We start from the raw sequence: 13,502 nt of genomic DNA on the forward strand, positions 1-13,502 counted from the left end.
TCACAAATTGGACAACATCAACGCATCACTGGAAGTCTTTTGGGAAAAAATCCAAGAATGGCTGAACGCCCTGATTGCAGGGCTGCCCAATCTGATCCTGGCCGCCTTCGTCTTGGTCATGGCCGTCTTTTTATCGCGCTATGTCAGGAAATACATCACCAAGCTCATTGGCCGCTTTTCCAACAACCTGACCATTAATAGCCTCATCAGCAATATCGCTACGGCTGCCTTTTTGCTGATCATGCTGTTCATCGTACTTGGCATCCTGGGGCTAGATACCGCTCTGACCTCCCTCCTGGCCGGTGCAGGGGTCGTTGGCCTGGCGGTAGGCCTGGCTGTCCAAGACCCGCTGATGAACGTCTTCTCTGGCATATTGATGTCCACCAAAAGCCTCTATAATGTAGGCGACTTAGTGGAGACCAATGGCTACTTTGGCATCATCGAAGCGGTCAACCTCCGCTCTACCATCCTCAGGAAACTGACGGGCGAAATGGTGCTGCTGCCCAATACCTCTGTTATCCAAAGCCCGCTGATCAACTACTCGGCTTCTGGACTCCGGCGCATTGACCTCAGCTGCGGCATCTCCTATGGGGATGACCTTGAAAAGGTAAAGGCCGTCACGCTAAAGGCTATAACCTCTCATGTCGATTATGACAACAACCGCCCCGTAGAGTTTTTCTACGAGTCTTTCGGCGACAGCTCCATCAACTTCATTGTGAGGTACTGGCTATCGGAGACCAGCCAGAAAAGCTGGCTAGAGGCGCGCAGCCAAGGGATCATGGCGCTCAAAGCTGCTTTTGACCAGAACGACATCATGATCCCATTCCCTATCCGCACCCTCGACTTCGGCATAAAAGGGGGGGAGAAACTGGACAGCATGCTAAAGCCTGCCGGCCTGCAAAACGATTAACGCCGCTAAACTATGTGAGGGGCCTGCCCCTGCCCGATGGCAGGTGCCGCTATGCTACGGGGCTCGCTATCCGCTCGGCCCTATCGGGCCTGCCGCCCCTTCGCAGCGCTAGGCCAATGCCAGGCTCAACCCCGAAAAGCATAGCGGCCTGCGACATTTGGGTGCACGCCCTTTCCGCCTGCCTGCCTTTCCTTAGGCCGGGCAGCCCTACAGTCTATTTGCTTAACCTAAAAATTTTGTCATGGCAGATAATCCTTATATGCCTTGGAACCGCAAACGATATGAAACAGATTCCAGAGCTTCTGGCATCGCACTGGTCAACAACCTTATGCTCCGCAACAAAACGGGCGCGCAACGATACCGGGAAGCAGCTGCCGTAGCTTCTGAGCCCGAAATCATAGGCTACTTAGAGAGCCTTGCAAGCAATAGGGAATCCCTCCATCAAGAGCTCTACCGCCTTATGGAAGATATGCCCCCTGTGCCCCTGCCCGCAAGCCGTCAGGGCCGCTCCTTTATCGCCGTTAACTGGGGCGAGTTCAGGGAGGCCCTGCTGCTCAACAATACCTCCCGCATTACCGCTTTCTGCCTAAAAAGCGAACGCAACCTGGCAGAGGCTTACCGCGAAGCAGTAGCTCAAGAGGGCGTGCCCACCCCTATTTTCGGCTTGCTCAATAAACAGCTGCGGCACCTCTTGGCCGTACAACGGCAGGTAGAGCGCATGGAGAGGGTCCCAGCGGGGCAATCTGGGGCGCGGCCCTAGCTTTCACAAAAAATAGTACCTTAGCCGGGCCGGTACCCGACAAGCCCCGGCCGCTTGCTGAGGACTATGGAAAAGATTACCTATCCCTTACTGATCTACCCGCTTAAAGAGGATGCCTTGCTGGGTGTACTGGCTGGCACGGACATTCAGGCTGTTGAGCCCAATGTCCAGGCGCTGAAGAAGAGCCTTCGCTCCTACCTTCAAAAACAATACAAAAAATACGACGAATACCCTGCTGCCAATATGACCGCCCCAAAGCTCAAAATGGTCAGCATGCAGGTACGTCCGGCTTACCGGGACCGGCATGGCGTATACCCCATGCCAGACAGTCTGCAGATCGAGCTGCCTGTCGTCTTTGGGCAGGTGCCCGATGGGCACTACGAGTGCCATCTACCTTATTTCCAAGAGAGCATCTTCTATTATGACCCCAGCCAGTTCGATGCGCTCGTGCAGCACGCCGCCACCACTTGGCTGAACAATATGAAGCCAGAAGAAATCTACCAATTGTTGCGGTACCCCAAACCCGACTTGGACATCATTACCCTCAGGGTCAACAAAGACCGGTCTTACTTCTGGGGCGGCTGGAACTTTGAAAACAACTACGAAACCTTGTCCAGGCTGGCCGAAGCTTATCCCCCCTCCAAAAGTAAAGGGCGAGGTGGGCAGTCTATGCCTGAAGCCGTATGGGAAAGAGAAAGCGAAATAGCGGAGGTCATCTCCAAAATCCTCAATACCCGTTCCAACCTGATCGTGGCCGGCCCGCCCGGCACTGGCAAAAGCGCAGTGCTCAGGCAGGCTATTAAACGCATCAGCAGCCGTTCGCGAAAACAGCAGCTGGGGCTTACTTTCTGGAAAATGATGCCCCAGCGGATCACGGCCAGCTCTAAATACTTAGGGGAATGGGAAGAAAAAGCGGAGCAACTGGTAGAAGAGCTCAACGCGGCCAATGGCATCATTTGGGTAGAAAACTTGGTACAACTGCTGGAAGCTGGAGGGGAAGGGCCGGAAGACAGCGTGGCGGCTTTCCTGATGGCATTCCTGGAGCAAGGCAAGCTGCAAATGATTGGCGAGGCCACCCCTCAGGAGCTGGAAAGCATGCGGCGGTTCCTGCCGGGTTTTGCCGAAGCCTTTCAGGTCGTCAATCTTCCAGAACTTAGCGAACAGCGCATTCAGCGCATTCAGGCAGAGCTTAGCCAGTTTGCTGCCCAACAATTGAAAATCAACATTACCGCTGATGCCCAACAACTGGCTTACCGCCTTCTGGTGCGCTATTACCCTTATGAAAGCTTCCCGGGCAAGCTGATCCGCTTTGTTTCGCAATGTATACAAGAAGCACGCGCCAAAGCGCAGCAGGAAATCCGGACCTCCCTGGTCACAGATGTTTTTGTGAGGCAGACCGGGCTGCCTGAACTGTTCCTAAGAGATGAGCTGCCCCTGGATACTGCAGCCCTGTCGGCTTACTTCGGGGAGCGCATTATCGGGCAGCCTGCAGCAGTGGAAGCCCTGTCTAATATCGTAAAAATTTACAAAGCGGGGCTCAACAACCCCCACCGCCCTATTGCCTCCTTCCTCTTTGCAGGCCCCACCGGCGTGGGCAAGACCGCCAGCGCAAAAGCGCTGGCAGAATACTTCTTTGGCAAAGGGCAAAGACAATCCCCGCTTATCCGGATCGATATGAGCGAGTTCCAGTATCCCGAACAGATTGTCCGCCTGATTGGAGCCGGGCGGGAGGTCGGGCAGCTGGTCAAGGAGGTCAGGGAGCGCCCGTTTTCTGTCTTGTTGCTGGATGAAGTGGAAAAGGCTGACCCCTCCATATTCGATGCCCTTATGGGGCTATTGGACGAAGGGTTCATGGTAGACGCCTATGGCCGGCTGACCAGTTTCCGCAACACCATCATCATCATGACTTCTAACCTAGGGGCCAATAACCGTACTGCGCCAGGGTTTGGCGGGGGCATGCCCGAGCCTGCTACCTACCGGTCTGCTATTGAACGGTATTTCCGCCCGGAGTTTGTCAACCGTATCGATGAGCTGGTGATATTCCGGAGCCTTGAGGAGTCCGACATTTACCAGATCACCCTCAAAGAGCTAGAAGAGCTCAGGAGCAGAGAAGGCTTCGTGAAGTCGGGGCTGGAAGTACATTTCTCCGAAGCCCTGGTGCGGCAGCTGGCCTCTGTCGGTTTTGATGCACGCTATGGCGCACGGCCGCTGCAGCGGGCCATAGAAGATTATGTGGTTATGCCAGTCGCCCGCTGGCTCCTACAAAACACCATCCCCGGGCAGGGGCAGCTGCACCTCGATGTAGATGCCAACCGGCGCCTGAGCTTAAAGTATACTGCTTCCTGATGGCTGCGGCAATCCTCCAAATCCTGCTGCTGCTCGGCATACCCTGGGCAGCTCAACGGCTTGCCCGCCGCGCGCTGCTGCCCGGCTGGCTTAGCCCTGTAGTGTTGTGCTATACCATAGGCATACTGGCCAGCAACACCAAGCTGCTGCCGCTAAACGATGCATGGTCAACACATGCCACTGAAGCTGGCATACTGATGGGCATCCCCCTCTTGCTTTACAGTACCAGGCTCAGGGCGCTCTTTGCCCATGCCCGGCCGGCCCTGCTGAGCTTTGGGCTCTGCGCCCTAAGCGGGGTCACGGCAAGCAGCCTGGCAGCCTGGCACTTTGCCAGCCAGCTGCCAGAAAGCTGGCAGCTGGCTGGTATGCTCACAGGGATTTACACCGGGGGCACCCCAAATATGCAGGCGATTGGGCTTGCGCTACAAGCTCCACGGGAAACCATCATCCTGGTCAACGCGGCTGATGTGCTGTTGGGCGGCATATACCTACTGCTGCTGTCGTCCTTCCTGCCTGTTCTGCTTGGCAAAATCCTGCCAGCGTTTGCTTACCAAAGCGATGGGGCTGAGGGGCAGACCGACCCTGTCCCCCCAGCCATGGACTACCGAGATGCAGGCATTGCTGTAGCCTTCACCCTACTCATTATCGGAGCTGCCGCAGGGCTTACTTTCCTACTTTTTGGCCACCTCCAAGAAATTGCATTCCTGATGCTGGCCTTAACGTCCCTAAGCTTGTTGGCCACCGCCTGGGGCCGGGTGCGCAGCTGGAAGAGCACTTTTGAGACTGGAGAATACTTCCTGCTTGTTTTCTGTGTAGGGCTCGGCATGCTTGCCGACTTTAGGGATATCATGGCAAATGGCGGCCCGATTATTGCCTTTAGCGCATTCGCTATGTTTGGCACCATCCTCCTCCACCTTTTGCTGAGCCGCTTATTCCGGATTGACCGCGATACCTTCCTCTTCACTTCCGTTGCTGCCCTTTATGGCCCCCCCTTCATCGGCCAACTGGCCAGCATTACCGGAAACCGCCAACTGATGCTGACTGGCATTGCCTTGGGCCTTCTGGGCTATGCCATAGGCAACTATCTTGGCATCAGCCTGGCTTATCTTCTACAAGCCCTGCTCGTTGGCTAGCGCTGTGACTAGGGCAAATGGCTTTAGGGGCTGTGCGTTCGGCCCCTATCGTATAGAGGCCTTACAGCTGTGGCCAAAGTTGGCTTGTTACCTTCCCAGATAGCCCTGCTTTCCCACCTTCACAACACATTCAGGCCAAGACTGTAAAAAAACTTTTATCCCAACTGATCCGCAAAGTGCCTTGCCTACGTAACTGCACACAAGGAGTTTGTAATTCAGTACTATATCATCATTCAGATTTAGGAACAACAAGTGCAATTTTTGGATTGTGAGATAAGCGCACTGCCTAGCGGCAGTGTGCTTTTTTAATGCCTGGCTCAAGTAGCGTCAACCAAAATATCGCAGGCACCTATGCTTTTCAGGCTTTAGCCTGGCATTGGCCTAGCGCTGCGAAGGGGTGGCCGAAGGCCAGCCCCGACGCCTGTAGGGCGAGGGGCCGAGCGGACAGCGAGCCCCGCAGCATAGCGGCACCTGCCTTTTGGCAGGGGCAGGCCCCTATCCTTGCGGAGGGGGCAAACCCAAATAACGACAATCTGGTTTGCGCCTGGCTCAAGTGGCTAACCAAGCAAGCTGGCCATTTCAGCCTGTAAAGCTTGAGCCGAAGCCCGGGCTTTCTCCGCAAAATCTGCCCCAGAACCTGCATACAGGATGCCGCGGGAAGAATTGACCAATAGCCCTACATCCTCATTCGCGCCAAATCGGGTGAGCTGCTCCAGGTCTCCGCCCTGTGCGCCTACACCAGGCACCAGCAAAAAGTGATCGGGGGCAATCCGCCGGATCTCCTCGAATTTTTCCGGATGGGTCGCCCCTACCACAAACATCAGGTTGGCGGGGCTGCCCCAAGCCTGGGCCCGGCGCATGACTTTTTCAAATAGCGGCTCTCCCCCATCCTGTTGCGTGAGCTGGAAATCTTGGCTGCCTGCATTGGAGGTCAGTGCCAACAAAATGACCCACTTCCCCTCAAACTCCAGAAAAGGCTGTACCGAGTCGATCCCCATATACGGCGCAACAGTGACCGCATCAAAACCAAGCTCCCCAAAAAAGGCCTGCGCGTACAGGCGAGAGGTGTTACCAATATCCCCGCGCTTTGCATCTGCAATCGTAAAGTGGGTATCCGGGATGTACGCCATCGTTTTTTGTAAGCTTTCCCAACCCTTAGCGCCCATCGCCTCATAAAAGGCCAGGTTGGGCTTGTAGGCCACGCACAAATCATGGGTCGCATCTATGATCTGCTGGTTGAACGCAAAAACCGGGTCGGGCTCCCTGAGCAGATGGGCGGGGAGCCGGGCCATATCAGTATCCAAGCCTACACAAAGGTAAGAGGACTTTGCACGGATTTGCGCGATGAGTTCACTACGGGTCATACGAAAGATTTTGGGCAAAAATAAGCCAATCCGCTGCAAAACAAAGCCCTGGCCTCAGCCCAACTCTAAGGCCCTTTTCGCGTTACTATCCCTATCTTTGCCGTCATTAAGCTCAATGAAGACGTATATGGACAAACAACTGCTCGACCCCTGCTCCCTTTCTGAAGCCCAAAGGCGGATGAACACCTGGGGGGCGATGGGGCAGCCCTTCGTTTTCCTCATCGACTTTGAAATGCGAAAGCCGATCGTGGCCCCTGCACACCTAATGGACGAGTCCCGTTTCCTTTGCCAAATAGGCAGGGCGGACAAGCCCGCCCCCCCGCTTATGAAAGGCTATCACTTTAGGCGGCAGCCTATCCCTATAGCGAGCTACCAGCAAGCTTTTGAAATGGCGCAGCGCGAAATCAAAGCGGGCAACTCCTACCTGCTCAACCTGACCTTCCCCACTTTGCTGCAGACTAATCTTACCCTTAGGGATATTTTCCGCCTAAGCACTGCCCGCTACAGGGTCTACCTAAAAGGGCAGTTCACCTGTTTTTCACCGGAGACTTTTGTCAAGATAGACCCCAACGGGTACATCTATTCTTACCCGATGAAAGGCACTGCTACGGATACAGGCCCGGAGGCGGAGGCCCTCCTGCTTCAAGACCCCAAAGAACAAGCTGAGCATGCCACTATCGTAGACCTGATCCGCAATGACCTGAGCATGGTGGCTAAACAGGTACGCGTAACGCGCTACCGATACGTGGAGCGGCTGTCTACCCACAAAGGGGGGCTGTTGCAGAGCAGCACCGAAATCCGCGGAAAGCTGCCATCCAACTACCGGAGTGCTCTGGGCGACCTTCTCCTTTCCCTTTTGCCAGCAGGCTCCATAAGCGGAGCGCCCAAAGCCAAAACAGTCGCTATCATACAAGAAGCTGAACAACAGGAAAGGGGGTATTACACCGGCGTTTGCGGGCTCTTCGATGGGCAGGCGCTCGATAGCGGTGTAATGATCCGTTATATCGAGGAACGGGAAGGGCAGCGCTACTTCCGATCGGGCGGAGGCATCACCGCCCGGAGCCAAATGAGGGCAGAATACGAGGAAATGATAGCTAAAGCCTACCTCCCTTTTGCGACAGTACCCCACCCCGCTTTATGAAACCGGTCTTCATAGAAAGCATCTGCTGCGAAGGCAGGCAGCTGCAGCGTACCGCCCTGCACCAGGAAAGGGCAGCACGGACGGTACAGGCCGTGTGGGGCTGCCCTCCACAGTTTGACTTCAGCCACATCAGCCTTCCTGCTGATACCGGGCCAGGGCGCTACAAATGCCGCGTGGCCTACCAAGAGGAAATCGTCAGCCTTAGTTTCACCCCCTATGCTATCCGCCCCGTAAGGTCCCTCAAGGCAGTGGAAGCCCCCCCAACGCTAGACTATACCTTCAAATCCGCTGACCGCTCGGCCCTCGAGGCGCTCTTCGGTAAACGGGGCGGTAAGGATGACATCCTCATTACCCGAAATGGCTACCTGACCGATACGTATTATGCCAATATTGCGCTCTGGGACGGGTGGGCCTGGTATACACCCGACAAACCGCTGCTGGCAGGCACCCGCAGGGCTTCGCTTTTGGCCTCAGGCCAGATTATCGCTGCCCCGCTGCACATTAAAGATTTGCAAGCGTTTACACAAGTAGCGCTGTTCAATGCTATGATGGGCCTTGGCGAAGGCCCCGTGGTCGCTACCACAGCCGTTGAGCACAGTTTCACAAAAAAATAAAGCCTGCCGGTGCACGGCTGCGGCCGAAAACGCATACCTTCCCCCGGTAGAAAGCAATGCAACCAATGAAATCCAAACTTATCCGCCCCGGACAATTTGAGCCGGCAGACCACTGGTACGCCAAAGCACTGAATGCTACCATACACCCAATGATCTCCTTTTTCCTACACTTGGACCAGGAGCGCATCATCAAACGGTATTGCCACCTCCACCCTATTGTCAAGCCTGACGTGCTCAGGCAGCTGCTGAAGTACAAGCCCAAATACTTTGTATGGGCTGGAGCCGACCTCATGCACGTGACCAACGAAAAGGGCAAGCGGCAGATGGTCATTATTGAAAACAACTCCTGCCCTTCCGGGCAAAAGTCGATGCCCCTGCTCGACGACAATCAGGAGCAGGGTGGCTACAAACTGCTCATGGAGCGCACTATACTCCCCCTTTCAAAAGCACGCCGTGGAGGGCTGAAGGGGGAGCTGGCCGTCATCTACGACAAGAACCCAATGGAGGCTTCCGGCTATGCCAAAGCCATGGCCGACGCCTTCCAAGAGCCCGTGCACTATGTGTCCTTTTACCAAGACGACCCCTCCCCTGCCGTGCGCATTAAGGACGGCATGTTGTACGTGCTTGGGGAGGACCAGGAATGGCATGCCATACGCACGGCCTTCCGCTACCTGACCCAAAGCCCTTGGACCCGGCTGCCTATCATGTCCAAAACGCAGATCTTCAACCCTATTGTGGCTTGCCTTGCGGGGGGGCGCAACAAAATGCTGGCTTCTAAAGCCTACAATTTTTTCAATGCTGAGCTGGAAGGCAGCGGGCTCGAAATCTTGACCCCGGAGACCATCTGGGACGTCAGCCTCGAAGAAGTGCCCCTTTGGGTCAACCGTATGGGCGGGCAGGCCGTAGTCAAAAACCCCTACAGCAATGCAGGCCAGGGGGTTTATACCATCGTAAATGAAGAGGAGCTCAAGGCTTTCATGACCAACGACTTCCACTACCGCCGCTTCATCGTGCAGTCGCTGATCGGCAATTACAATTGGAGCTCTACTGGCAGCAAGGGCAAATTATACCACATTGGGACCGTGCCCAGCTCCAAAGGCAATACCTATGTAGCCGATATCCGCATGATGGTCAGCTATACCGCTCAGGGCATCCGCCCGCTTTCCATCTATGCCCGCAGGGCGGCAAAGCCCCTGGCCGACCACATTGAGGACGGTACCAGCTCTTGGGACATGCTGGGCACCAACCTTTCCATCAAAGAAAGCGACAACAATTGGGGCTCGGATACCAACCGCCTTATGCTCATGGACCGGCGCGACTTCAACAAGCTCGGCATAGGGCTCGATGACCTGGTAGATGCCTACATCCAAACCGTAACTTCCATGGTTGCCATCGACAAATTGGCGATTCAGTTGTTTAACTCAAAAAACAAATTCCGCACACGCCTTTTCCGCTCGCTTGACGACGACAAGGCGCTGCTTGATGAAATTCTGCTTCAGTAAATGGAAAAATGGCTGAAAACTTTTGAGCCGGCAGGGCTATTCCTTGGCACCATTATCGGTACCATCATCATTGCGGCCACCCTCAACTGGCTGTTCCGGCGCTTCATCCAACGCTCTACCCTCATCATCAGGAACGACCCCACCAACTACGTCTTCCTGCGCCACGCCATCACGGGGCTAGTCTATTGCGTGGGCTTTGGCTGGGCCATTTACAACCTCCCGGATATGCGGGCCATCGCCAATTCCCTGCTCGCTGGCGCTGGCATACTCGCCGTAGCTGTCGGCTTCGCTTCCCAACATGCGCTGGGCAATATCATCAGCGGGGTCTTTATTGTCGTCTTCAAGCCTTTCCGCGTCAACGACCGGCTGCGTTTCCAAAGCGGGCTGGGCGGCGTAGTAGAGGACATCACCCTGCGGCATGTCGTGATCCGGGATTTCGAAAACCGCCGCATCATCATCCCCAATTCCAAGATCAGCGAGGAGGTCATCGTCAACGCTGACTTCGGGGAGGACAAAATCTGCAAATGGGTAGAAGCCGCCATCAGCTATGAATCCGACCATCAGCTGGCCAAAGCCATCATGCGGGAAGAGGCTGAGGCTCATCCGCTCTGCCTTGACAACCGGAAGCCAGAGGATATCGAACAGGGGGAGCCCATCGTACAGGTACGGCTCATTGCCCTCGAAGAGAATGGCGCACGCCTGCGGGCTTACGTATGGGCAAAGGATAGTGCGGAAGCCTTCAGCATGGGCTGCGACCTCATGGAGAAGTACAAGGAGCGGTTTACAGCTGCAGGTATAGCCTTTGCCTACCCCAAAAGGGTGATGATCTACCCCGGAGACAAAGATGATGCCACAATGCCTAAGTAGAAGTGCAAAAAAAAGCCACACAAGATTGACCTGCGCGGCTTGCAAAAGATTAGTATGAAAAAACTCTACACCTATAAACTGACTCCCCTCTGTATTGTTGCCCATTTCCGCTTGGAAAATTAGCACACTAAACATTTAAGTAGGATTGCCGACAATTCAGGGTACCATTTGGCAGCTTGCTCTTTGACAAAGGTCATCGGAAAAGCCTGGCCTGCACAGTATCATGTGCCGCGCAAACCAGATAATCGTTTTCCTGGGCCTGCCCTTGCACAATTTGATGGGGCCACCCCTGCCTAACGGACAGGGGCGCTACGCTCCGGGGCTCGCTTCCCGCTCGGCCCTATCGGGCCTGCCGCCCCTTCGCATCGCTTGTCCGGTGCCACCGCTGAAGCCGGCAAGCTCAGAAAACCTGCATCGCCCCCTGACAACTGCCCCCTTGCAGGGCCCTTGTTTTGAACCTAACCAAATTCAACTTACCAATATGAACCATGATATTCAGATTGCCCGAGCAGCTCAATTGGAAGACATCGGACAGATTGCAAGCCGCCTTGGGCTTTCGGAAGATGACCTTGAGCGCTATGGAAAGTACAAAGCCAAACTCCCGCTGAGGCTGATCCGGCGGGAAGGCCCACAAGGAAAACTAATTTTAGTGACGGCTATCTCGCCCACCCCTGCCGGAGAAGGCAAGACCACCGTATCTATTGGCCTCAGCCAAGGGCTGAACCATCTGGGAAGGAAGGTAGCCGTAGTGCTACGGGAGCCCTCCCTTGGCCCTGTATTTGGCATCAAAGGAGGTGCAGCCGGCGGGGGGCAGTCTCAAGTGTTGCCTATGGAAGACATCAACCTCCACTTCACAGGAGACTTCTCCGCTATTGAAAAAGCGCACAACCTCTTGGCTGCCCTCATCGACAACAACCTGCAGAGCAAAAGCCGCAGCCTTGGGATAGACCCCCGTACGGTGTTGTGGAAACGGGTCATGGACATGAACGACCGCGCCCTGCGCCACACGGTGATCGGCCTCGGGGGCACTGGCGGGGGCATGCCCCGGGAGTCGGGCTTCGACATCACTGCCGCCTCCGAGATCATGGCCATCCTTTGCCTGAGCGAGAGCCTGAGCGGCCTCAAAGAACGCCTGGGCAACATCTTTGTCGGGTTCACCTTTGACAAAAAGCCCGTTTACGCCCGCGACTTGCACGCACAAGGCGCAATGGCCGCACTGCTCAGAGACGCCATTAAGCCCAACCTCGTACAGGCTATAGAAGGCGTGCCTGCCATTATCCACGGCGGGCCGTTTGCCAATATTGCACAAGGCACCAATAGCGTACTCGCAACCCGTATGGGGCTCAGCCTGGCCGATTATGTAGTGACAGAAGCCGGGTTTGGGGCAGACCTCGGAGCCGAAAAGTTCTTGGACATCAAATGCCAGAGTGCAGGCCTCGCCCCAGACGCGGCCGTATTGGTCGCTACCATCCGCGCGCTCAAATACCATGGGGGCGTCGCCCTGCCCGATCTTGGGCAGCCCAACCCCGAAGCAGTCGCCAATGGGCTGCCCAACTTGGAAAAACACCTGGACAACCTCCGAGGCTTCGGGCTGAACGCCGTGGTTGCCCTCAACCGGTTTGGGGCAGATACCGAAGCAGAAATACAGGTAGTAGCAGAGGCTTGCCGAAAGTACGGTGTCCGGTTTGCGATTTCAGAAGCCTGGGGCAAGGGCGGAAATGGCGCGGCCGGCTTAGCAGAGCAGGTGCTCGCTGCTGCAAACGAGGGCAGCCACTTCAAACCGCTATACGAATGGGAAACGCCACTGAAAAGCAAGATCGAGCGGATTGCACAAAGGATTTATGGGGCAGAGGGGGTCGTATACAGTAAGCGGGCCGAGCGCGACCTGAAACGGGCCGAGCGCCTAGGCCTATCGGACCTCCCCATTTGCATGGCAAAAACCCAAAAGTCTTTGTCCGACGACCCCTCTCTCATCGGCCGGCCAACTGGGTTTGACATCCACATCCGAGAAGTAGAAATCGCTGCAGGCGCAGGCTTCATCATCCCCATTAGCGGGGACATCATGCGCATGCCGGGGCTGCCAGCCACCCCTTCTGCAGAGCAGATCGACATCAATGAAGAGGGGGAAATTACGGGCCTGTTCTAATCCGCCCTGCTGTCCTCGTCTAGCAGGTGGTCCTCTATCCGGCTGCCTGCCCTCAAACGGTGGAGCTTTTCCTGACAGGCTTCACAATTGCCAAGGTGGGTAATCAACTGCCGGTGCTCCGGGCTGCCCCCCCGGAGCTTCCCCCGCCAAAAAGCTGTGATGACTTCATCTGGCGGACAGGCATATACCTTCATGACCTGGCGTACGCCCTGCCATACAATGAATACGCTGATCAACAGAAAAATACTTAACACAGCAAATGGTTTTGTAATTGTACCTATACTCCCTTGCCGCTATCGCCTCCCGGCTTGCAGCCCCCTTAGCAGCACAGGCTGGGGCACCAAAAACCTCAGTGATAGGATGTTATCGTGTAAAAAAATGGCACAACTGAACCATTCATTCACAAAAGCGGTTTATATAAATGTAGCGAGTCCAATTAAAGTTTGTTTCAGTGCATTAAATTTATAGCCGATGCCAAGAATTCCGCTTTTAGAGCGGATACAGCCCAAAAGAATAAATCTCCACATCGGCTTGATGCTTTGCTTAGCTTCTTTTTTTCCGCCAACGCACAAAAGGCGCTCTGCACTTGCCCCAAGCACAACTACAGATGCCAATCCTGCCTGACAGGCAGGGCAGCACGCTCCAGAAACTGACAAATCTTCTCGCCCTACAGAATACTGGAATTACTCAAACAACTGCACAAAGCCGGATGGCCAGAA

General features: G+C 55.3%; 11 protein-coding genes. 9 read left to right on the top strand and 2 right to left on the bottom strand.

Features of this window, described 5'->3' with window-relative positions:
• Window positions 1-7: 7 nt before the first annotated feature.
• The 4 genes from FRY97_RS00675 to FRY97_RS00690 all read left to right on the top strand — a co-directional run bounded on the left by FRY97_RS00675 (window position 8) and on the right by FRY97_RS00690 (window position 5,149).
• A complete protein-coding gene (locus FRY97_RS00675; protein ID WP_170254436.1) occupies window positions 8-910 on the top strand; it encodes a mechanosensitive ion channel family protein in 903 nt (300 codons plus the stop codon).
• 241 nt (window positions 911-1,151) lie between these two features.
• Complete coding sequence (locus FRY97_RS00680; RefSeq protein ID WP_147165484.1) at window positions 1,152-1,670, top strand: ferritin family protein; 519 nt, start codon at window positions 1,152-1,154, stop codon at window positions 1,668-1,670.
• Between the two features lie 54 nt (window positions 1,671-1,724).
• Window positions 1,725-4,016 carry an AAA family ATPase gene (locus tag FRY97_RS00685; RefSeq protein WP_246141497.1) on the top strand — a complete coding sequence of 764 codons (2,292 nt, stop codon included), beginning with the start codon at window positions 1,725-1,727 and terminating at the stop codon, window positions 4,014-4,016.
• A complete protein-coding gene (locus FRY97_RS00690) occupies window positions 4,016-5,149 on the top strand; it encodes a DUF819 family protein (RefSeq protein ID WP_147165485.1) in 1,134 nt (377 codons plus the stop codon). The genes FRY97_RS00685 and FRY97_RS00690 overlap by 1 nt, the downstream gene beginning before the upstream one ends.
• 557 nt (window positions 5,150-5,706) lie before the next feature.
• On the opposite strand, the gene pyrF is transcribed toward FRY97_RS00690, so the two are convergent.
• Window positions 5,707-6,513 (bottom strand): orotidine-5'-phosphate decarboxylase, encoded by an 807-nt coding sequence (gene pyrF, locus FRY97_RS00695; RefSeq protein WP_147165486.1) that lies wholly within the window; start codon window positions 6,511-6,513, stop codon window positions 5,707-5,709.
• 127 nt (window positions 6,514-6,640) lie between these two features.
• Between pyrF and FRY97_RS00700 the strand changes: the two genes are divergently transcribed.
• From FRY97_RS00700 to FRY97_RS00720, 5 genes are all read left to right on the top strand, one after another.
• Complete coding sequence (locus FRY97_RS00700) at window positions 6,641-7,654, top strand: aminodeoxychorismate synthase component I (RefSeq protein WP_147165487.1); 1,014 nt, start codon at window positions 6,641-6,643, stop codon at window positions 7,652-7,654.
• Window positions 7,651-8,268 carry an aminotransferase class IV gene (locus FRY97_RS00705; protein WP_147165488.1) on the top strand — a complete coding sequence of 206 codons (618 nt, stop codon included), beginning with the start codon at window positions 7,651-7,653 and terminating at the stop codon, window positions 8,266-8,268. Before FRY97_RS00700 ends, FRY97_RS00705 begins: the two co-directional genes overlap by 4 nt.
• Before the next feature lie 65 nt (window positions 8,269-8,333).
• Window positions 8,334-9,770 carry an ATP-grasp domain-containing protein gene (locus FRY97_RS00710; RefSeq protein ID WP_246141498.1) on the top strand — a complete coding sequence of 479 codons (1,437 nt, stop codon included), beginning with the start codon at window positions 8,334-8,336 and terminating at the stop codon, window positions 9,768-9,770.
• Window positions 9,771-10,637, top strand: a complete 867-nt coding sequence (locus FRY97_RS00715; protein WP_147165490.1) for a mechanosensitive ion channel family protein — start codon at window positions 9,771-9,773, stop codon at window positions 10,635-10,637.
• Between the two features lie 481 nt (window positions 10,638-11,118).
• Complete coding sequence (locus FRY97_RS00720) at window positions 11,119-12,783, top strand: formate--tetrahydrofolate ligase (protein ID WP_147165491.1); 1,665 nt, start codon at window positions 11,119-11,121, stop codon at window positions 12,781-12,783.
• Here FRY97_RS00720 and FRY97_RS00725 read toward each other — a convergent pair.
• Window positions 12,780-13,037 carry a hypothetical protein gene (locus FRY97_RS00725; RefSeq protein WP_147165492.1) on the bottom strand — a complete coding sequence of 86 codons (258 nt, stop codon included), beginning with the start codon at window positions 13,035-13,037 and terminating at the stop codon, window positions 12,780-12,782. The genes FRY97_RS00720 and FRY97_RS00725 overlap by 4 nt on opposite strands.
• Between the last annotated feature and the right edge of the window lie 465 nt (window positions 13,038-13,502).

Source organism: Phaeodactylibacter luteus, assembly GCF_007993045.1.
GTDB lineage: Bacteria > Bacteroidota > Bacteroidia > Chitinophagales > Saprospiraceae > Phaeodactylibacter > Phaeodactylibacter luteus.

Excerpts from the sequence above, each read along its gene's own strand:
- FRY97_RS00710 (WP_246141498.1), top strand. The coding sequence starts at position 8,334 with ATGAAATCCAAACTTATCCGCCCCGGACAATTTGAGCCGGCAGACCAC.
- FRY97_RS00705 (WP_147165488.1), top strand. The coding sequence starts at position 7,651 with ATGAAACCGGTCTTCATAGAAAGCATCTGCTGCGAAGGCAGGCAGCTG.
- FRY97_RS00690 (WP_147165485.1), top strand. The coding sequence starts at position 4,016 with ATGGCTGCGGCAATCCTCCAAATCCTGCTGCTGCTCGGCATACCCTGG.
- FRY97_RS00680 (WP_147165484.1), top strand. The coding sequence starts at position 1,152 with ATGGCAGATAATCCTTATATGCCTTGGAACCGCAAACGATATGAAACA.
- FRY97_RS00715 (WP_147165490.1), top strand. The coding sequence starts at position 9,771 with ATGGAAAAATGGCTGAAAACTTTTGAGCCGGCAGGGCTATTCCTTGGC.
- FRY97_RS00720 (WP_147165491.1), top strand. The coding sequence starts at position 11,119 with ATGAACCATGATATTCAGATTGCCCGAGCAGCTCAATTGGAAGACATC.
- FRY97_RS00700 (WP_147165487.1), top strand. The coding sequence starts at position 6,641 with ATGGACAAACAACTGCTCGACCCCTGCTCCCTTTCTGAAGCCCAAAGG.
- pyrF (WP_147165486.1), bottom strand. The coding sequence starts at position 6,513 with ATGACCCGTAGTGAACTCATCGCGCAAATCCGTGCAAAGTCCTCTTAC.